The organism is Planomonospora sp. ID82291, from assembly GCF_015711645.1.
Lineage (GTDB): Bacteria > Actinomycetota > Actinomycetes > Streptosporangiales > Streptosporangiaceae > Planomonospora.
Genome location: NZ_JABTEX010000003.1, coordinates 29,826 through 49,225, shown reverse-complemented (window position 1 = coordinate 49,225; position 19,400 = coordinate 29,826). Strand labels below are relative to the sequence as shown.

At 71.9% G+C, this 19,400-nt stretch carries 12 protein-coding genes; 7 read left to right on the top strand and 5 right to left on the bottom strand.

Going from position 1 to position 19,400, the window contains the following annotated elements; translation table 11 throughout:
- Positions 1 to 8: 8 nt before the first annotated feature.
- On the top strand, positions 9 to 854 hold the full coding sequence (locus tag HS045_RS19620) for a BTAD domain-containing putative transcriptional regulator (RefSeq protein WP_196452915.1): 846 nt from the start codon (positions 9 to 11) through the stop codon (positions 852 to 854).
- A gap of 10 nt (positions 855 to 864) precedes the next feature.
- Here the strand turns inward: HS045_RS19620 and HS045_RS19615 are convergent, their stop codons facing one another.
- Complete coding sequence (locus HS045_RS19615; protein WP_196452914.1) at positions 865 to 2,073, bottom strand: cytochrome P450; 1,209 nt, start codon at positions 2,071 to 2,073, stop codon at positions 865 to 867.
- 173 nt (positions 2,074 to 2,246) lie between these two features.
- Between HS045_RS19615 and HS045_RS19610 the strand changes: the two genes are divergently transcribed.
- The 6 genes from HS045_RS19610 to HS045_RS19585 are packed head-to-tail and all read left to right on the top strand — an operon-like array spanning position 2,247 to position 14,466.
- A complete protein-coding gene (locus HS045_RS19610; RefSeq protein WP_196452913.1) occupies positions 2,247 to 3,593 on the top strand; it encodes an MFS transporter in 1,347 nt (448 codons plus the stop codon).
- Positions 3,594 to 3,642: 49 nt separating this feature from the next.
- Positions 3,643 to 9,210 (top strand): non-ribosomal peptide synthetase, encoded by a 5,568-nt coding sequence (locus HS045_RS19605; protein ID WP_196452912.1) that lies wholly within the window; start codon positions 3,643 to 3,645, stop codon positions 9,208 to 9,210.
- A gap of 30 nt (positions 9,211 to 9,240) precedes the next feature.
- On the top strand, positions 9,241 to 9,798 hold the full coding sequence (locus HS045_RS19600) for a phosphopantetheine-binding protein (protein WP_196452911.1): 558 nt from the start codon (positions 9,241 to 9,243) through the stop codon (positions 9,796 to 9,798).
- Positions 9,799 to 9,820: 22 nt separating this feature from the next.
- Entirely contained in the window at positions 9,821 to 12,481 is a 2,661-nt protein-coding gene (locus HS045_RS19595) for a penicillin acylase family protein (protein WP_307827609.1), read from the top strand.
- A gap of 6 nt (positions 12,482 to 12,487) precedes the next feature.
- Entirely contained in the window at positions 12,488 to 13,624 is a 1,137-nt protein-coding gene (vioD, locus tag HS045_RS19590; RefSeq protein WP_196452909.1) for a capreomycidine synthase, read from the top strand.
- Entirely contained in the window at positions 13,621 to 14,466 is an 846-nt protein-coding gene (locus tag HS045_RS19585; protein WP_196452908.1) for a metallophosphoesterase, read from the top strand. The genes vioD and HS045_RS19585 overlap by 4 nt, the downstream gene beginning before the upstream one ends.
- A 142-nt stretch (positions 14,467 to 14,608) precedes the next feature.
- On the opposite strand, the gene HS045_RS19580 is transcribed toward HS045_RS19585, so the two are convergent.
- From HS045_RS19580 to HS045_RS19565, 4 genes are all read right to left on the bottom strand, one after another.
- Positions 14,609 to 15,124 carry a response regulator transcription factor gene (locus HS045_RS19580; protein ID WP_196452907.1) on the bottom strand — a complete coding sequence of 172 codons (516 nt, stop codon included), beginning with the start codon at positions 15,122 to 15,124 and terminating at the stop codon, positions 14,609 to 14,611.
- A gap of 566 nt (positions 15,125 to 15,690) precedes the next feature.
- Positions 15,691 to 16,872 (bottom strand): aminotransferase, encoded by a 1,182-nt coding sequence (locus HS045_RS19575; protein ID WP_196452906.1) that lies wholly within the window; start codon positions 16,870 to 16,872, stop codon positions 15,691 to 15,693.
- A gap of 107 nt (positions 16,873 to 16,979) precedes the next feature.
- On the bottom strand, positions 16,980 to 18,095 hold the full coding sequence (locus tag HS045_RS19570) for a branched-chain amino acid aminotransferase (RefSeq protein ID WP_196452905.1): 1,116 nt from the start codon (positions 18,093 to 18,095) through the stop codon (positions 16,980 to 16,982).
- 83 nt (positions 18,096 to 18,178) lie between these two features.
- The gene (locus tag HS045_RS19565; RefSeq protein WP_196452904.1) at positions 18,179 to 19,399 is read right to left on the bottom strand and encodes a cytochrome P450; all 1,221 of its coding nucleotides are present in this window, start codon (positions 19,397 to 19,399) and stop codon (positions 18,179 to 18,181) included.
- Position 19,400: the final 1 nt, after the last annotated feature.

Sequence of the window (19,400 nt, the reverse complement as noted above, 5' to 3'; positions counted from 1 at the left end):
GAGAAGACGTGGAAGAACCCATCTCTGTTCGCACGTTCGGCACGTTCGAGCTGGCGTTCGGCGGCCACCCGGTGGAGCGGTGGAAGGCGGGCAAGGCCCGCAGCCTCCTGCAGTTCCTCCTCCTGCGGCACGGTCGGATCGTCTCGCGCGACGTGCTGCACGAGTCTCTGTGGCCCGACGCCTCGTGGTCCAAGGGCTCCAGTTCGCTCAAGGTCGCCGCGCACATGCTCAGGAAGATCCTGGCAGGACAGCCGGTGGGCGGCCCCGCGCTGCGCCTGCTCACCCGCGAGTCCGGCTACCTCCTGGAGGCGGTCGACGTGCCGCTCGACTTCGAGGTCTTCATCCGCCTGGCCGACGAGGCGCACGCGGCGCAGCTCCGCGGCGACCGGGCGGAGGCGGCGGCGCTGTATCTGCGGACCGAAGGGCTGTACGCGGGTGATTTCCTGCCGGACGAGCCGTACGAGTGGGCGGCGGCACAGCGGGAATGGCTGCGCAGCCGGCTGCTGTGCGGCCTGACCTACCTGGCGGAGACGAACATCCTGCACGGCGACCACGTCGGCGTCATCAGGTGGTGCCAGCGGATGCTGGAGGTGGAGCCGTTCCACGAGGAGGCCTTCCGGGCGCTGATGCTGGTCCACGGTCATCTCGGGCAGCTGGAGCAGGTCCAGCGCTGGTACCGCCTGTGCGCGGGGCGGCTGCACGACCGGCTGCAGATGGCGCCGGACCCGGCCACCCGGCGGCTCTACACCCGCGCGGCGCACGGCACGTTCACCGGCCGCGCCATCGACCCCCAGGTGTGGCGGCGCGAACTGCAGCCGGAAGGCCGGCCCTCGCTGCTGCGCCCGACCGCCTGACGCCCGGCCGCTAGGCCACCACCTCGACGGGCAGGTGCTTGATGCCGAGCATGAAGTTCGAGGCCAGCCGTTCGACGTCACCGCACAGCGCGAAGCGGAGGCGGCGCCGTACCAGCTCCTCGACCAGCAGGGTGATCTCCGTCCAAGCCGCCGGCATGCCGACGCAGCGGTGGTTGGCGACGCCGAAGGCCAGGTGGTGGTTGGGGGTCCGGCCGAGGTCGAGCCGGTCGGCGTGCGGGAAGACGCTCCCGTCGCGGTTGGCCGAGGAATTCCACAGCGTCAGCGTCTGCCCGGCCGGGATCGGGACGCCGCGCAGCGTCACGTCCCTGGTCGTGGTCCTGCGCACGTAGGCGTTGGTCGAGGTCCACCGGAAGAACTCGTCCACCGCGGTGCCGATCAGGCTCGGGTCGTCGTGCAGCCGGCGTTCCTCCTCGGGATGGCCGATCAGCGTCTCGACGATCGCCGAGGCGGTGAACGGGGTGGTCTCGTTGCCGCCGACGGCCACGTTGAGCGCGTTGTACAGGATCTGGTCCTCGGTCAGGCCGCGCCCGTTCGTCTCGGCGGCGAGCAGGATGCTGATCAGGTCCTCGCCCGGCGCGGCGCGGCGCCGGGCGAGCAGTTCGGTGAGGAAATCGAAGATCTCCACCTGGGCGCCGACCAGCGTCATGGCCTCACCGCTGCCCCTGACGTACTCCCCGTCGCGGAAACCGATCATCGTACGGGTGAGGCGGAGGAGATGGAGCGCGTCGGCGCGGCCGATCCCGAACATGGCCGCGAGGAGCCCTGCGGGCAGCGTGGGGGCGACGTCCGCGGCGAAGTCGCCGCCGCCGTCCGCGGCGAGGCGGTCGAGTGCTTCCGTGAGGTAGGCGCGCACGTGCCCGGCGGCCTCTCCCATCATCCGCCGGTCGAATGCCTTGTGCACGTGATGGCGGAGCAGCCGGTGCTCCGGCGGGTCGGAGCAGATGAGCATCCGCCCGGACGCGGTGTCGGTCGCGCTGCGGAACGAGCCGCCGAGCACGGTGCCGTCCTTGGAGGAGAACGTCACCGGGTCCCGGTACACCGCGCTCACGTCCGCGTACGCGGTCAGGGCCCAGTAACCGCCGTCGGCGGTGGCGTTCCAGTAGACCGGCGCATGCTCGCGCAGCCACGCCCAGGCGGCGTGCGGGTCGCCGGAAACGAACAGATCGAGATCGTCGAGATCGATGAGCGCTGTCGCCATGGGTCTGCCTCTGCGGTTCACGGATCGTGGCCGCACCGAGGCTAGGCCGCGGCGGTTGGCCACCGGTTACGCGCGGGACGGGTGTCCCCTGAAGGGGGGAGGTGATTGCGGCCGCCGGATCCACGAGCATGGGCGCGTGCGACGGCTACCGACGGCGGACGGAGCGACCGATCATGCGTGGATTCACCACCCTTTGGGCGGGCTACCTGGTCTCGGTGCTCGGTTCCTCGCTCACCAGCCTCGCACTGGGTGTCTGGGTGTTCCAGCAGACGGGATCGGCCACGCAGTACGGGCTGGTCATCGTCATGAGCTTCCTGCCGGGCATCCTGGTGACGCCACCGGCCGGGGCGCTCGTGGACCGCTGGAGCCGGCGGAGCACCCTGGCGGCGAGCAACGCGCTGTCCGCGGTGACGATCTTCGCGCTGGCGGGGCTGTTCCTGAGCGGGACACTCCAGCCGTGGCACATCTTCATCGTCGTCGGCGTCCAGTCGCTGCTGCGTGCCTTCACGGTGCCGGCCATGAACTCCGTCGTCATCCTGCTCGTGCCGAAGGAGCAGGTCGGCCGCGCGAACGGGATGGTGCTCCTCGCCCAGGCCCTCGGCGGCACCCTGGGCTTCGCCGCCGGTGGCGTGCTGCTGATGGCCGTCGGGCTGGGCGGCGTGCTCCTGCTCGACTGCGCCTCCTTCGTCGTCAGCATGCTGGCCGTGCTGCTCGTCCCCGTCCCGCACCAGCGCAGGACCGCCGCCGACCCGGCCGGCGGAGGCGGCCTGGGCGGCGAGATCCGGCAGGGCTGGCGTTACCTGCTGGCGCGCCGCGGCCTGCTCGCGCTCGTCGTCCTGTACGGCGCGGTCGGCGTCGCGGTGGCCCCCGCCGACGTGCTGATCACGCCGGTGGTGCTCTCCTTCGCCTCCCCCGAGGTGCTGGGCCTGGTGCTGGGCGGCGCGGGCCTCGGCGCGGTGGCGGGCAGCCTGGTGCTGGCCGTCTGGGGGGGCCCGCGCCGCCGCATCCATGCCCTGGCCGGCCTCACCCTGCCGATCGGCGCGTTCATCTGCCTGGGAGTGGCGCGGCCGAGCGTCACCCTGATCATGGTCGCGGCCTTCGGGTACTCGCTGTTCTCCACCATCGTGGACGGCACGGCCAGGGGCGTCCTCCAGGTCGAGGTCGAGCCGGAGGTCCAGGGCCGGGTGTTCGCCTTCTTCAACATGGTGGCCAACACCGTCCAGTGTGCGGCCTTCGCCCTCGCCGGCCCGCTGGCCGATCAGGTCTTCGAGCCGCTTCTGCGGGACGGCGGGGCGCTCACCGGCTCCGTGGGGACGTTCCTGGGGGTGGGCCCGGGCAGGGGGACGGCTCTACTCCTCCTGATCTGCGGTCTGGCCGTGATCGTGACGGCGCTCGTCGCCTACCGGCAGCCCGACCTGCGCGCCCTGCCCGACCGGCCCTCCGGCGGCGCGAAGGAGAACGAGCCCGAATCATCGGTAATGGCTCTTGCGCAAGAACGCGCGGACGGGAAGATCTCATGACCCTCCCTGTGTCGACTTCAGGCTGCGATGCCGTAAGGAGTGTGGCCTGGTGACCGACCTGCACAGCCGGATCGCGGCTCTCTCGCCGGAGCAGAGAGCGACGCTGGAGTCGCGGGTCGCGGACCTGATGGCGGCCCGCGGACCCGCCCGCGAGGCACGGATCCGGCCACGCGACCGTTCCCTCCCCACCCCGCTGGGCATCGCGCAGCAGCGGGAATGGGCCATCGAGCGCCTCCGGTCGGCCAACAACATCAGCCGCGCCTTCCGCGTCGAGGGCCGGCTCGATCCCGGGCTGCTGAACGATGTCCTGGCGAAGGTCGTCGAGCGGCACGAGGTGCTGCGCTCCACCGTGGAACTCGGGGCGGACGGGACGCCGGTGCAGATCGTGCATCCGGCCGGTCCGGTGCTCACCCCCGTGGTGGACCTGACGCACGTTGCGCCCGAGGACCAGGGGGCGGCGGTGCGCCGGCACTGCAAGGCCGAGATCATGCGTCCCTTCGACTCCCGGGACGCGCACCGCCTGAGGGTCACGCTGCTGCGCCTGGCCGAGGATCTGCACGTCGTCCTGTTCACCACCGACCACGCCGCCTCTGACGCGTGGTCGCTGTCGATCATCGTGCGCGAGCTCGTCACCCTGTACGGCCTGCTCAAGAACGGCGGCGGCGGCCTGCCCCTCCCCGACATCCAGTTCGGCGACTTCGCCGCCTGGCAGCGGGAGCAGTTCGACGAGGAGCGGGTGGCCGCCGAGCTGGAGCACTGGCGGGAGACCCTCGACGGCATCCCGGCGCCGCCCGAGCTGCCGGCCGACCGGCCCTACCCGGCGCGGCCGTCGTTCGTCGGCGACGTGCACATCGTGGACCTCTCCGCCGAGCTCACCGCCGAGCTCGGCGCCTTCGGCGAGCGCGAGAACGCCCCGCTGGTCTCCATCCTGCTGGCGGGCTGCTCCATCCTGTTGCACCATTACCTGGAGCAGGACGACCTCGTCGTCGGCTCACTGGTCTCCGGGCGCAACCGGCTGGAGACCGAGCAGATCATCGGCTGCTTCGCCAACCCGCTCCCGCTGCGCGTGCGGTTGAGCGGCGATCTCACGCTGCGCGAGGTCGTGCGGCGGGCGAGCGAGGCCATGGCCACCGCCATGGACCACCAGGACGTGCCCTTCGAGCGCGTGATCGAGCTGCTGGACCTCGGCCGGGAGGCGTCGCAGACCTCGCTGAGCCGGTTGTGGATCAACGTCCTCACCGTGCCCGGCGAGAGCCTGGAGGTGCCCGGCCTGCGCATCACCCCGGAGCCGATCGATCTCGGGCTGGTGTCGGTGGACCTCACCCTGTCCGCCGTCCCCCGCCCCGGCTCGCTGCAGCTCCAGTGGCACTACATGACCGAGTTGTTCGACCGGGAGACCATCGTCCTGCTGGCCGGGAAGTTCGAGGAGATCCTGCAGCGGCTCGTCGCCTCGCCTGACATCGCGGTGCGCCAGGTGGAGCCGGCCTCCGCCCCGGTGCGGAAGGCCCGTCCGCCTGCGGCCGACGTGGGTTTCGTCGAGCTGTTCCAGCGCCGGGTCGAACTCGCGCCGAAGGCGCCGGCCGTCGTCTGCGACGGCGTCGCGACCGGCTATGCCGACCTCAACCGGGCCGCCAACCGGCTCGCGCGCGAGCTGCGGGCCAGAGGCGTGGGCGGCGAGACGCCCGTCGGCATCCTGGTGGAGCGCTCCCCCGCGCTGGCCGTGGCGATCGTCGGCGTGCTCAAGGCCGGCGGCGCCTACGTCCCCATCGACCCGTCGTACCCGCCCGAGCGCATCTCCCTCCTCCTCTCCGACGCGGGCGCGAAGGTTCTCGTCACTCAGGAACGGCTGGCACCGCTCGTGGCCGATCCTCCCGCCGAAACCGTCCTCCTCGACGGCCCCGCCACCGACGGCCACGCCGATCACGACCTGGACGGGACGCCGGACCCCGCCTCGCTGGCCTACATCGTCTACACCTCGGGCTCGACCGGGCGGCCCAAGGGCGCGATGATCGAGCACCGCTCGCTGGTGACGTTCGCCCGCGACATCGTCGAGCGGCTCGGGCTCGGCGCCGGTGACAGGTTCCTGCAGTTCGCCTCTCCGAGTTTCGACGTACTGGTGGAGGAACTGTTCCCGATCTGGCTGGCCGGCGGTGCCGTGGTCATCCCGACCCGGCACCTCGTCAGCGGCGAGGCCGACCTCGTCGACCTGGTCGAGCGCGAGCGGCTCACCGTGATGGAACTGCCGACCGCGTACTGGCACGAGTGGGTGCGCGAGCTCGACCGGCTGGGCCGGGAGCTGCCGCGCTGCCTGCGCTTGGTGATCATCGGCGGGGAGCGCGTCCTGCCGGAACGGCTGGCCATGTGGCCGCGGCTCGGCGTACCTCTGATGCACGTCTACGGGCTGACGGAGACCACGGTCAGCTCGACCTTCTTCCGCCTCGACCCGGACGACGACTTCGACTGGCCGAACCTGCCGATCGGCACCCCCCTGCCCTCGGCCGACCTGCGCGTCCTCAACAGCCGGCTGGCGCCGGTGCCCAAGGGCGGCGTCGGCGAGCTGTACATCGGCGGCGTCAGCCTGGCCCGCGGCTACCTCGGCCGCCCCGGCCTGACCGCGCAACGCTTCGTCGCCGACCCCTCGAACTCCGGCGAGCGGCTCTACCGCACCGGTGACCTGGTCCGCCTGCGTCCCGACGGGAACCTGGAGTTCATCTCCCGCGTGGACACGCAGATCAAGATCCGCGGTTTCCGGGTGGAGCCTGCGGAGATCGAGTCGGTGCTCGGCAGGCACCCGCGGGTCGGCGAGTCCGTGGTGGCCTTGTACGAGCCCGTGCCCGGCGACCGCCGCCTGGTCGCCTACGTCGTCCCGGCGGGCGCCGGGGCCGCGCCGTCCCTCACCGAGCTGCGCCGGTACCTCGAACGCGAGCTGCCCGCCTACATGGTGCCCTCGGCGCTCGTAGAGCTCGACGCGCTTCCCCTCAGCCCCAACGGCAAGCTCGACCGCAAGCGCCTGCCCGCTCCGGACGGCGGCAGACCGGAGCTGGTCGAGGACTACGTCGCGCCGAGCACGCCGCTGCAGCGGAGGCTGGCCGATATCGTGGCCGCCGTCGTCGGCGTGGACGAAGTCGGCATCCACGACAACTTCTTCGAGCTCGGCGGTGACTCGATCCAGGCCATCCAAGTCGTGGCCAGGGCCCAGGAGGAGGGGATCGGCCTGTCGCCGCTCGACTTCTTCGAGCAGCCGACGATCGCGCTGCTGGCGCAGGCGGCCACCGACGCCGGCCCGGACCGGGCCGTCCGGCCGCGGCCGGCCGACGCCGAGCCGGTGCTCTCCTTCGACCAGGAGCGCCTGTGGCTGGAGCATCAGCTCCGGCCCAAGACCGCCTACCACGTCGGCGGGCGCTACCGCCTGACCGGCCCGCTCAAGGTGGACGTGCTGGAGGCCGGCATCCGCGCGATCGTCGCCCGCCACGAGGTACTGCGCACCACGTTCCCGATCGTGGACGGCCGGCCGGTGCCCGTCGTCGGCGACGTGGACGACTGGCGGCTCGACCTCGTGGACCTCTCCGACGCCCAGGACGGCTTCGAAGCCGGCACGCGCATGCTGGACGAGCAGTTCAGTGCCGCCTTCGACCTGGCCGCCGGTCCGTTGTTCACCTGCACGCTGGTCCGGCTGAGCGACACCGAGCACCTGCTCAACATCACCTCGCATCACGTCGTCTCGGACAACTGGTCGATCGGCCTGTTCGGGCGGGAGCTGCTGGCCCTGTACGAGGCCGGCGGGGACGTGGCGCGGGCGGACCTGCCCGAGCTGCCCGTCCAGTACCGCGACTTCGCGGTGTGGCAGCGCGAGCGCCTGACCGGGGACGTGCTCGCGGAGAAGGTCGAGTACTGGCGCGGCCATCTGGCCGGGGCGCCGCCCGCGATCACCATGCCGGACGCGCCGCGGACCCTGGGAGCCGGGGGCGGCCGCAGCATTCTGAAGATGACCGGGGAGCAGACGGCCGCGCTGCACAAGATGTGCCGCAGTCTCGGCGTGACCCCGTTCATGCTGGTGCTGGCGTGCCTGGGGACGGTGCTGCGGCGCTGGTCCGGGCAGTCGGACATCGTGATCGGGACCTCGGTCAGCGGGCGGACCGACGTCGCGCTGGAGAGCCTCATCGGCTGCTTCATCAACACCATGCCGCTCCACCTCGATCTGTCGGGCGACCCTGACTTCACCGAGCTGCTGCGGCGGGCGCGCCAGGTCGCGGTGGACGGCCACGCCCACTCGGACACGCCGTTCGACGTGCTCGTGAAGGAACTGCGGATACCCCGGGACCCCCGCAGGACACCGATCTTCCAGGTGGTCCTGAACGTGTTCGACCTGCCGCCCATCCGGCGCATCGGGGACGTCGGCCTCGAGGTGATGCCGCTGCCGGAGCTGCTCAGCAGCTTCGACCTCGTCTTCACCGCGCTGGAGGCGTTCGGGGCGTTCCAGCTCCGCCTGGAGTACGACGCCGAACGGTACCAGGCGCCGATGATGGACACGTTGCTGGAGCATCTGCGCACGATGCTGAACGCGGTGGTGCGCGACCCGTCCAAGGGGATCCTGGACTATCCGCTGGAGGAGGCCGAGGAGGGCGCCGTCGCTCCGCCCGGCGACCGGCCGCCGCCCGCACCGCACCTGGCCGTCGAGCGGCACGGCCGTACCTCTGATCGGGTCGCGGTGGCGGACCGGGACGGCGAGTGGGGTTACCGGTGGCTCGGCGCGGCGACCGGGCGCATCGCGCAGGCGCTCCCCGACGCGGAGCGGATCCGCGTCGTCCGGCGGCCCACGGCGGCTTTCGTGGCGGCGATCCTGGGGTGCATGAAGGCCGGGGCCGCGTTCACCGTGGTGGACACGGCCGACGCGCGGGACCCGGCGGTACTGGACGTGGCCGCCGGAACGTCCGCCCCCGGCTCCCCTGCCGACCGCGCGGCGGCGGAGCGGCGGCCCTCAGAGGACGCCACGGGGGACACCGCGGAGGGGGACTGGGCGGTCGACAGGTTCGGTCTCGGCGGCGACGACCGGTTCGCGGTGCTGTCGGGCGGCTCCGCCCATCTGGTGTCGGCGATGTCGAGCGCGTTCCACGCCGGGGCGACGCTGGTCGTGCCGGACCGCTCCTTCATCGGCGATCCCGCCGCGCTGGCGGCATGGCTGGAGGACAATTCGGTCAGCGTCGTCTACCTCGACGCGCCGATCCTGCGAACGATCACCGCCGGCGGGAGCCTGCCGGAGCTGCCGGGACTGCGGTGCGTGTTCGTGGACAACCCGGGAGAGCTCATCTCCCATGATCTGGACGCGCTGCGGCGGCTCTCGCCGGACTGCCGGTACGTCGCGGTCTATCGGACGGGCCTCGACGGCCGGCCGCTGGCCGCGTATGCGGTGCCGGACGACTGGCGGCTCGACGCGGCGCCCCTGCGGGTGCCGCTCGGAACGGCGCTGGACGGCCTGCCCGCGCGGTTGCGGCGCCCGTCGGGCCGGCCGGTCGCGACCGGCGAGGTCGCCGAGATCTGCTTCGGCGGCCACCGCACCGGCGACCTGGGCCGCCGCTGGGCCGACGGGACGCTGGAGTTCGTCGGCAGGGTGCGGTGAAGAACGCCGCCGGAGGGGAGGGGGGATCCCGTGGTGAGCCACACCGGCCCGCAGGCGGGCACCGTCGAGACCCTGGCCGCCCTGCGCCGCGTGCCGGAGGTGCGCGGCGCGGTGGTGACCGGGTACGTCGGCGCGGACGGCCGGGCGATGCTGCTCGGCTACGTCACCGGTCCGGATCCGGCGGCCGGCACCGTCCGGATCCGGCAGCACCTCAGCAGCCGGCTGCCCGGCTACCTGATACCGGAGCACCTGTTCGTGCTGGACGCGCTCCCGCTGACGCCGGAGGGCGAGTACGACCTGAGCGCGCTGCCGACGCCGGACGCGGACCTCGGCCCGGCCGGCGCCCGCCTGGCTCCGCGCACGCCGGTGGAGCGTCGCCTGGCGGAGCTCTTCTCCGATCTCCTCGACGTCGGCGGGGTCGGGATCCACGACGACCTCTTCGCGCTGGGCGGCTCGTCCATCGTGGCGGCCCGACTGGCCGCCCGGATCCGCGAGGTGTTCGCGGTGGACGTGTCGCTGGTGGACGTGCTCGCGGCCCCGACCGTGGACGAGCTCGCACGGCTCGTCGCCGATGCGGGCGAGACGTGAGAGCCCTCCGAGGCGGGCGCGCGTGATCCCGGACGGGACCCGGCCGGAGGCCGGCCCCGAGCCGCCTGGCCCCGGCACGGTGCCGGGCCGCCGCGGCGGCCTCGGCCGCCGGTTGCGACGGGTGGCGCGGTGGACGGGCGCCGTGGTCGCGGTGCTCGCGCTGGTGGCGTCCGGGCTGGCGGTGTGGTCGGTGCGCCGCGGCTTCCCGCAGCATGACGGAAGGTCGCCGCTGCCCGGTCTCTCCGCGCCGGTGACGGTCTTCCGGGACGCGTACGGCGTCCCCCAGGTGTACGCCGGCTCGGCGGCCGACCTGTTCAGGGCCCAGGGGTATGTCACCGCCCAGGACCGCTTCTGGGAGATGGACTACCGGCGGCACCTGACCTCGGGCCGCCTGGCCGAGCTGTTCGGCCCCTCGCTCGTCCCCACCGACGCCTTCCTGCGCACGCTCGGCTGGCGGCGGACCGCGGAACGGGAGTGGCGGCGGATCTCGCCGGAGGCCAGGAGCCACCTGCGCGCCTACGCCGACGGGGTCAACGCCTGGATCGCCGCGAACGGAGCCGCCGCGGCGTCCGGGGCGAAGAGTCTGGAGTACACCGTCCTCGGCCTGCAGAACCCCGGCTACACGGTGGAGCCGTGGGACCCGGTGGACTCGCTCGCGTGGCTCAAGGCGATGGCCTGGGAACTGCTGGGCAACATGGACGCGGAGATCGACCGGTCCCTCCTGCTGGCCCAGGGGCTGAGCAGGAGCCAGATCGAGCAGCTCTACCCGCCCTACCCGTATGCTCAGAACCATCCGATCGTGGACGTGCCCGGGCCCGCACCCGCCAGGCCGGTTCCCGACGACGTGTGGCGGGAGGCCGCGCCCGCGCTCGGCGCACTGCGTTCGCTTCCGCTCCGGACCGGCGGCGACACGGCGGGCATCGGCTCGAACTCCTGGGTGGTGAGCGGCTCGCTGACGGCATCGGGCAAGCCGATGCTGGCCGGCGACCCGCACCTGGCGGCGTCGCTGCCGGGAACCTGGTACCAGATCGGACTGCGGTGCACCTGCTCGTACAACGTGCAGGGCTTAACGATGCCCGGCCTGCCCGGCGTGGTCGCGGGACGCAACGAACGGATCGCCTGGGGGCTGACCAACCTGCCCGCCGACGTGACCGACCTGTACCTGGAGAAGGTCGAGGGCGAACGGTACTTCGACGGCAAGGCGTGGCGCCCGCTCGAATCGCGGCAGGAGGTCATCGAAGTGGCGGGCGGCCGACCGGTGACGATCACGGTGCGCGCCACCGGGCACGGCCCTCTGCTGTCGGACCGGCGGGCCGACATGCTCGGGGTGGCCGCCCGCCCTCCCCTGGACCCGGCCGGCGGAGCGGTGCAGAGCGCGGCACCGGGACCGCTGCCCAGCCTGGACCCCGGCGAGCCCGGCGTGCCCGCGCCGGCGGCGGCGGAGCGGTACGCGGTCGCGCTGCGGTGGACGGCGTTCGAACCCGGCCGGACGATGGACGCGCTCTTCGGCATCAACAAGGCGGCGAACTGGACGGAGTTCCGGGCGGCGGCGGCGCTCTTCGACGAGCCCGCCCAGAACCTGGTCTATGCCGACGTGGACGGCCACATCGGCTACCAGGCGCCGGGACGCGTCCCGGTCCGCGGCAAGGGCGACGGCGCCTGGCCGGTCCCGGGCTGGGACCCCTCCTACGAGTGGACGGGTTTCATCCCGTTCGCCGAGCTGCCGACGCTGTTCGACCCGCCCGGCGGTGCCATCGTGACCGCCAACCAGGCGGTGGCCGGTCCGTCCTACCCGCACGTCATCACCACCGACTGGACGTACGGCTACCGCGGCCGGCGCGTCCTCGACCTGATCGCCGAGCGGTCGGCACGCGGGGGGCTCGGGGTCGCGGACATGCGGCGGATGCAGTTCGACAACCGCAACGGCGGCGCCCCCGCGGTGGTGGGCGCGCTGCTGGCCGTGCCCCTGGGCGACAGCGCCGCGGCCGTGGCGAGGGACCTGCTGAAGGGCTGGGACTTCCAGCAGGGCACCGAGTCGGCGGCGGCGGCCTTCTACAACGCCACCTGGCGGCATCTGCTCGCGCGCACCTTCGACGAACTGCCCGGGGACCGCAAGCCGGGCGGCGGCGACCGCTGGTGGGAGGTCATGGCCGCGCTGCTGGCGTCGCCCGGGTCGCCGTGGTGGGACGACCGGCGCACCGGGAGGAGGGAGTCGATGACCGACATCCTCACCGCGGCGATGGAGGAGGCGACGGCCGAGCTCACCGAGCGGCTCGGCGACGACCCGGCCGCCTGGCGCTGGGGCGACCTGCACACGCTGACGCTGAAGGGGGACGGCCCCGGCCGGTCCGGCATCGCGCCGGTGGAGTGGCTCTTCAACCGCGGCCCGGTGCCGATCGCGGGCGGCGGCGACGCCGTCAACTCCACGAGCTGGTCGGCCGCCGGCGGGTACGACGACGTCGTCTTCGTGCCCACGATGCGGATGATCGTCGATATGGCCGACCCCGACGGGTCGCGATGGGTTCAGCTCGCCGGCAACTCCGGGCACGCGTTCCACCCCAACTTCGACGACCAACTGGATCTGTGGCGTACCGGGCGGGACATCCCCATGCAATGGACGAGGCAGCGCATCGAGGCGACGGCGGAGAACGTCCTCGTCCTGGTGCCGACCGGTAAAGGATGACACTTCATGCGACTCGCGATCGCCAGGCTCGAAGAGTGGATGCGCCTCTACTACCACAACGTCGACCACGACATCGGCAGCAGCGGCGTGCGCGACCTGACCGTCGGCGAGCTGGGGACGATCTGCGGATTCGACCTGTCCGAGCTCAACCCGATGATCTTTCATGACAGCGAGAGCTTCGGCGGCGGCGCGTTGCGGGCGGCACTGGCCGACCGGTGGACGGGCGGCGACGCGGACGGCGTGATGGTCACCCACGGCTCCAGCGAGGCGATCTACATCGTCATGCACACGCTGCTGGACCCGGGTGACGAGGTGATCGTGGTCGATCCCGCCTATCAGCAGCTCTACGACATCGCCGCCGGGATGGGCTGCCGGATCACCCCGTGGCCGCTGCGCGCGCAGGAGGGATTCGCCGCCGACCTGCCGCTGCTGCGGAAGCTGGCGGCGAACGGGCCGCGGATGATCGTGGTGAACTTCCCGCACAACCCGACCGGCGTCTCCATCACCCCCGCCCAGCAGCAGGAGCTGATCGACATCGCCGCCGGGGCCGGGGCCTGGCTGGTGTGGGACCACGCCTTCGGCGAGCTGACCCACACGGCGGCCCCGCTGCCGCTGCCCTTCGGCCGTTACGACAAGTGCATCACGTTCGGCACGTTCTCCAAGAGCTACGGGCTGGCCGGCCTCCGGGTCGGCTGGTGCCTGGCGCCGCCCGATCTGCTGGCCCGGATGGCGGTGCTGCGCGACTACATCGCGCTGTACGTCTCCCCGGTGCTGGAGTTCTTCGCCGAAAAGGCGGTCAGGAACGCCGACCGGATCGTCGCGATGCAGCGCGAGCACGCGCACGGCAATCTGCGGCTGCTCATGGACTGGGCGGAGGGCCTGCCGGACCTGGTGCGGGTGAACCCGCCGGACGGCGGGGTGACCGCGTTCGTCGAGTTCCCCGGCCACCCCGACGCCACCGCGCTGTGCCGCCGTCTCGCCGAACGGGACAGGGTCCTGCTGGTTCCCGGCGAGTGTTTCGGCGACGCCTTCACCGGCTACGCGCGGCTGGGCTTCGGCGGCACCACGGCGGAGCTGGCGGCCGGGCTGTCGAGCGTGCGGCGGTCGCTGCTCGGAACCGCGCCGATCGCGGGGACGCGGTGACCGGCCCCGGGCTCCTGGCGGTGAGCGATCTTCACGTCGGGCACCGGGACAACCGCAGGCTGCTCCTCGACCTCCGGCCCGGCTCACCCCGTGACTGGCTGATCGTCGCCGGCGACGTCGCCGAGCGGCCCGGCGAGATCGAGTGGGCGCTGCGGCTGCTCAGCGAGAGGTTCGCCCGGGTGATCTGGGCGCCGGGCAACCACGAGCTGTGGACGCTGCCCGGCGACCTGCACGGCCCTCGCGGCGAAGACCGCTACCGGAGCCTGGTCGAGATGTGCCGGGGCATGGGCGTGGTCACCCCCGAGGACCCCTATCCGGTCTGGGAGGGGCCGGGCGGGCCGGTGACGGTGGTGCCGATGTTCCTCCTGTACGACTACGGTTTCCTGCCCGAGGGGCTGACCAAGGAGGAGGCGCTCGAACAGGCCTACGAGTCGGGTGTCGTCTGCACGGACGAGCTGCTGCTGCACCCCGACCCGTACGCGAGCCGGGAGGCCTGGTGCGAGGCACGCGTCGAGGAGACCGAGAAGCGCCTGGCCGGCTTGGGCCCCGGCGTCCGCACGGTGCTGGTGAACCACTTCCCGCTGGTGCGCGACCCCACGCGGGTCCTGCGCCACCCGTTGTTCGCACAGTGGTGCGGCACGCGGCGCACCGCCGACTGGCACCTGCGCTTCAACGCCGTCGCCGTCGTCTACGGCCACCTGCACATCCGCAGGACCACCTGGCACGACGGCGTGCCGTTCATGGAGGTCTCCGTGGGCTATCCGCGCGAGTGGGCCAGACGCGGCGGGCCCGACGGCACCGCGCCGCTCCGGGTCCTTCCCCGCTCCGCCGGGCCGGCGTGATCGAGCGGCTGCTCCCGCCCGCCGTGGCGGCGGCCGAGGCCCTCGGTGCCTCGCCGCCGGAGCCGGGGGACCCCCGTCAGGCCGGTGGACGCGGGCCGTCGGGCCCGGCTCGCCGAGCCGTCGTGCGCCACCGCGAAGCCCTTCACGCGGCCGTTCTCGGTCCTCCGCTCTCGCTGCCGGCCCGCCGGCCCAGCAGCGCCGCACGGGTGAGCTCGGCCTTGTTGCCCACCCCCAGCTTGGTCCTGATCCGCTTGACGTAGGTGTCGACCGTGTGCGGGCTGATGCCGAGCCGCGTGGCGATCTGCCCATGCGTCAGGCCCCTGGAGATCTGGCGGAGCACCTGCTCCTCCCGTTCGGAGAGGTGGTGGCGGGGCTCCTCGCCGCCGTGTCCGAGCATGAGCCGCGCCTCGCGCTCCCCGGGGAGGACGCGGGAACCGGAGGCCACGGCGCGCACCGCTGAGACCACCCGCTCAGCCGTCTCCTGCTTGCCGATGACGCCCAGCGCTCCGGCGTGAAGATAGCTGTCGGTACCGTCCCCGTTGTTCAGGACCAGGACCTCGGTGTGCTTGGCCGTCTCCCTGATGTAGGCCAGGTCGTCGGAGAGCGGGAGCCCCTCCACGTCGATGAGGGCGGCGTCGGCTATCCAGGACGGTTCCATGTCGGGAGAGGTCCTCTCGGCGACCACCTGAATACCGGCGCTTGTCAGAACCTGGACGATCCCGGCGAGGAAGATTGGCGAACTAGTAAGAACGTCGACTCTGATCACAGGGCCCCCGCACATCCCGTCAATCCGACAGTATCCCAACTTGACACCATGAGTCATGAAATGCCCTTATCGGCTTTCTTTAACCTTGGAAACATCCTTTTTCCATGATCGATTTTCGGGGCGCCGGGAGCCGTTCTCACCGCTGGGACCGGCCCCGCCGTGCACCGGATTTCACGTTGGGTGATTCTTTGGAGTCGGTCGGTGACGCCGCGGAAGACCATTGGTTCTTTCACCCCGCTCACGGGGCCCGCCCCCACGGAGACCCCCGCCGACGAGCAGGAAAGGGTCCGTCGCACCGGGTCGGGAGTCCATGGACGACGGCACGCGGGAGGTGGTACAGTCCGCGCAGCCGATATCGGGCACAGGTCACCGCAGACTTTCTCTTGAGCGAATTCAGAAAGACCGATCGGTGCACACCATCACGCAACGGCGCCGCCGTACGGCGATTGCGGATGTGATCACTCCAGGTGTGCCGCGGCATGCGGAATTCCCGCGGCGGTCAGGCGTTCGGCGAAGTCGGAAAATGATTTTCGATCGACATTGTTGAAACTCACCCGAAACATCCGGTCGTCTTCGGGAAGAAATGCCGTGCCGGGAATGACCAACGTATCGTACGTGATCACGAGATCATGGACGACCTCCTCGGTGGAGCGCCCGGCGAACGGATGACGCACCCAGGCGAAGAACCCTCCGGCGGAGACCAGCTCGAATCCGCCCGGCCGCTCCGCCATCACGGCGGCGAAGTGCCGCCGCTTCTCCCGGACCTCGTACGCCCGTGCGGCCCGCCACTCCTGAGCCCGGGTCACGCCCGCCCAAGCGGCCTCCTGCCCGATGCGCGGCGCACAGATCGCCACGCAGTCGAGCAGCTTCATCACCTCGCGGTTGAGCCGCGGCGAGGCGACCACCGCCCCCACGCGGTAGCCGGGGATGGCATAGTCCTTGGAGAAGCTGTGCAGGCTCACCGCCGTCTGCTCCCACCGCAGGTCGGACAGGAGCCGGTGCGCCGGTTCGGCGGTGTCGCGGAACGAGCGGTAGGTCTCATCGAGGATCAACGCGATGCCGTGCCGCCCGGCCACCTCGGCCAGGCGCTCGATCGCGTCCGGACCGGCCGTCACCCCACTGGGATTGCCCGGAGTCACCAGGACGATCGCCCGGGTCCGCGGCGTGATCAGCGCCTCGGCCGCCTCCGGGCCCGGTACGAGATCCGGTCCCGGGTCCAGATAGACCGGCCGGATGCCGTTCAGGCGCAGCCACATGTCGTGGTTGGGGTAGTACGGCAGCGCCAGCACCACCTCGTCGCCCGCCTCCGCGAGAGCGGACACCACGAGGCAGAAGGCCTGGTTGCAGCCCGCGGTGACGACGACCTGCTCCTCGCGCACGTGGCCGAGGTAGCTCTGGGAGAGCTCGGCGGCGAAGGCCTCGCGGAGGTGCGGCAGCCCGGCGATGTCGGTGTACTCCCCGCCGTGGGCGTCCCGCGCGACGGAGGCGGTGTGCTCGACCACGGCCGGCGCCGCGGGATACCGCGGCGCCGCCTGCGACAGGTCGAGCAGTTCGCGTCTCCCGCACCGCCGGGCTGCCAGTTCGCGCGCCGCGCCGAACGGCGAGTCGATCTGGTGGACCGTCCTAGGACTCAGTCGCACGCGATGCTCCCTTCATGATGCGCTGGGCTTCCCGGGTGCCGCGAGAAAAGGTCAGTCCCTCCTTTGAGGGACATTTATCTGCAGACACTCCGTAATCACTACATAGATCAACAAACTTGATGAATCCAGGCGAACGGATCGGGACCGCGTCCGTACTGGATGTCCATGAGGCTCTGGCGCAGCCTGAGCGTGACCGGCCCCGCGCCGCCGTCTCCGACGAGCCAGTCGCCGGAAGCGCTCCTGGCCCTGCCGACCGGGATCACGGTCGCCGCCGTGCCGCAGGCGAACACCTCGACGATCTCCCCGGATTCGCACTGCGCGCGCCACTGGTCGAGCGAGATCCGCCCTTCCTCCGCGTCGATGCCGAGCGTGGGCGCGAGCCGGAGCAGCGAGTCGCGGGTCGCCCCCGGCAGCAGCGTGCCGGTCAGCGCGGGCGTCATGATCCGGGGGCGGCCGCCGCCCCCGGCGGCGTAGACGAAGAACAGGTTCATCCCGCCCATCTCCTCGACCCAGACGTGCTCGGCGGCGTCCAGCCAGACCACCTGGTCGCAGCCGCGCGCCGCGGCCGCCTGCTGGGCGGCGAACGCGGGCGCGTAGTTGCAGGAGGCCTTGACGTCTCCGGTGCCGCCGGGAGCGGCGCGCGTGTAGTCCTCCGACGGCCACACGGTGAGCGGCCTCGGCGTGTCCCCGCCGCCGAGATAGCTCGACGGCGAGGCGATCGCGCACAGCAGATAGCTGCGCGAGGGCAGGGTGAACCCGAGGCCGCGCTGGGTCGCGATCATGAATGGGCGCAGGTACAGGCTGTTGCCGTCGCCGGACGGAACCCAGTCGCGCTCCTGGACGACCAGCAGCTCCAGCATCCGGATGAAGACCTCCTCGGGAAGCTCGGGCATCGCCAGCCGCCGTGCCGTCCGGTTGAACCTGGCGGCGTTCCACCCCGGCCGGAACATCACGATCGCCCCGCCGTCCTGCCGGTACGCCTTCATGCCCTCGAAGAACTCCTGGGCGTAGTGGAAGACCACGGTCGCCGGATCGAGGCTCAGCGGCCCGTACGGCTCGACGCGGGCGTCGTGCCAGCCCCGCTCGGTCGACCAGCGCAGCGTGACCATGTGGTCGGTGAAGTGCTCACCGAATCCCGGCGAGGCCAGCACGGCCCGCCGTTCCGCGTCCGGCACGGGGTGGTCGCTGGGGCGGATCTCGAAGGAGATCGGCGAGGTGGACATGGAGATTCTCCTCAGACGCCGGGCAACGGTCAGACGCCGGGCAGTGGTCAGACGGCGGGCAGTGGTCAGACGGCGGGCAGTGGTCAGACGGCGGGCAACGGCTTGGGGCGGAGAGCGACCTCGGAGGGCAGCGAGGCGAATCCGCGCTGGTGCGGGGAGTGGACGCGCCGGGCGGCGGACAGGTCGATGTCGTAGTCCGACACCACCGCGCCGACCTCCTGCAGCACGACCGTGATCTCCAGCCGGGCGAGCGCCGCGCCGAGGCAGAAGTGCGGACCGTGGCCGAAGGCGATGTGCTTGCCCGTATCACGGTCCAGGTCGAAGGTGTCCGGGTCGGGGAAGACCCGTCCATCGCGGTTGGCGGAGGCGGGCAGCAGCGCCACCCGCTCCCCCTCCCGGAGCCGGGTCCCGTGGACGACGATGTCCCGGGTGAGCGTCCTGGCCGTCATCTGGCTGGGCGAGTCGTAGCGCAGCGTCTCGGCCCCCCACGCCTCCGCCCGCCCGTTCAGGCCCGCGCGCCCGACGTCGGGAAGGCGCCGGCCGTGGTACCAGGCGTTGCCGATCAGCTTGCCGGTCGAGTCGTTGCCCGCGCTGACGAGCAGGAAGAGGAAGGCGACGAGCTGCGAGTCCGTCAGCGGCTCCCCTCCGGCCCGGGCCTCGATCATGGCGGAGGTGAGGTCGCCGGCCGGCCGCTTGCGCCGCTCCCCGATCAGGTTCACGTAGTAGACCGCGAGGCGCAGCCCCGCGGCGACGGTCTCCCCGGACCTCTCGTCGGTGCCGTCCTCGCAGTGGTTGAGCAGGTCGTTGTCGGCGCGGATCCGATCGCGGTCGGCCGCGGGGATGCCGACCACGTCGCACATCACGTCGTTCGGCACGGCCGCCGCGAAGTCGGCGAAGTCGAACGGACCGCCGTCCCGCACGGGTGCCAGCCTCGCCCGGGTCAGCTCGCGCACCCGGGGCTCCATCGCGGCCACCCACCGCGGTTTGAACGCGGTGCCCAGCAGGCGGCGCATCGTGCCGTGGTCGGGGGGGTCCATGGCGAGGAAGAAGCTGGTCTTGACCGCCGTCGGCCCCCATAGGTCGGGCTCCAGGGAGATGCCGTTGCGGCTCGAGAACAGCGCCGGGTCCCGCAGCGCGAGCAGCACGTCCTCGTAGCGGGACAACGCGCTGAAGCCGCGCTCGGCGTTGCGGTACAGCGGCGCGTGGTCGCGCATCCAGGCGTACACCGGATACGGGTCCTCGTGGATCCGGTAGGAGAACGGGTCATAGACGAACTCACCCGTCTGCGGTGCCAGACTGCGCATA

What these genes read in the sequence shown, in the direction of transcription:
- vioD (WP_196452909.1), top strand. Translation starts at nt 12,488, where the DNA reads ATGCGACTCGCGATCGCCAGGCTCGAAGAGTGGATGCGCCTCTACTAC.
- HS045_RS19610 (WP_196452913.1), top strand. Translation starts at nt 2,247, where the DNA reads ATGCGTGGATTCACCACCCTTTGGGCGGGCTACCTGGTCTCGGTGCTC.
- HS045_RS19570 (WP_196452905.1), bottom strand. Translation starts at nt 18,095, where the DNA reads ATGTCCACCTCGCCGATCTCCTTCGAGATCCGCCCCAGCGACCACCCC.
- HS045_RS19580 (WP_196452907.1), bottom strand. Translation starts at nt 15,124, where the DNA reads ATGGAACCGTCCTGGATAGCCGACGCCGCCCTCATCGACGTGGAGGGG.
- HS045_RS19615 (WP_196452914.1), bottom strand. Translation starts at nt 2,073, where the DNA reads ATGGCGACAGCGCTCATCGATCTCGACGATCTCGATCTGTTCGTTTCC.
- HS045_RS19565 (WP_196452904.1), bottom strand. Translation starts at nt 19,399, where the DNA reads ATGCGCAGTCTGGCACCGCAGACGGGTGAGTTCGTCTATGACCCGTTC.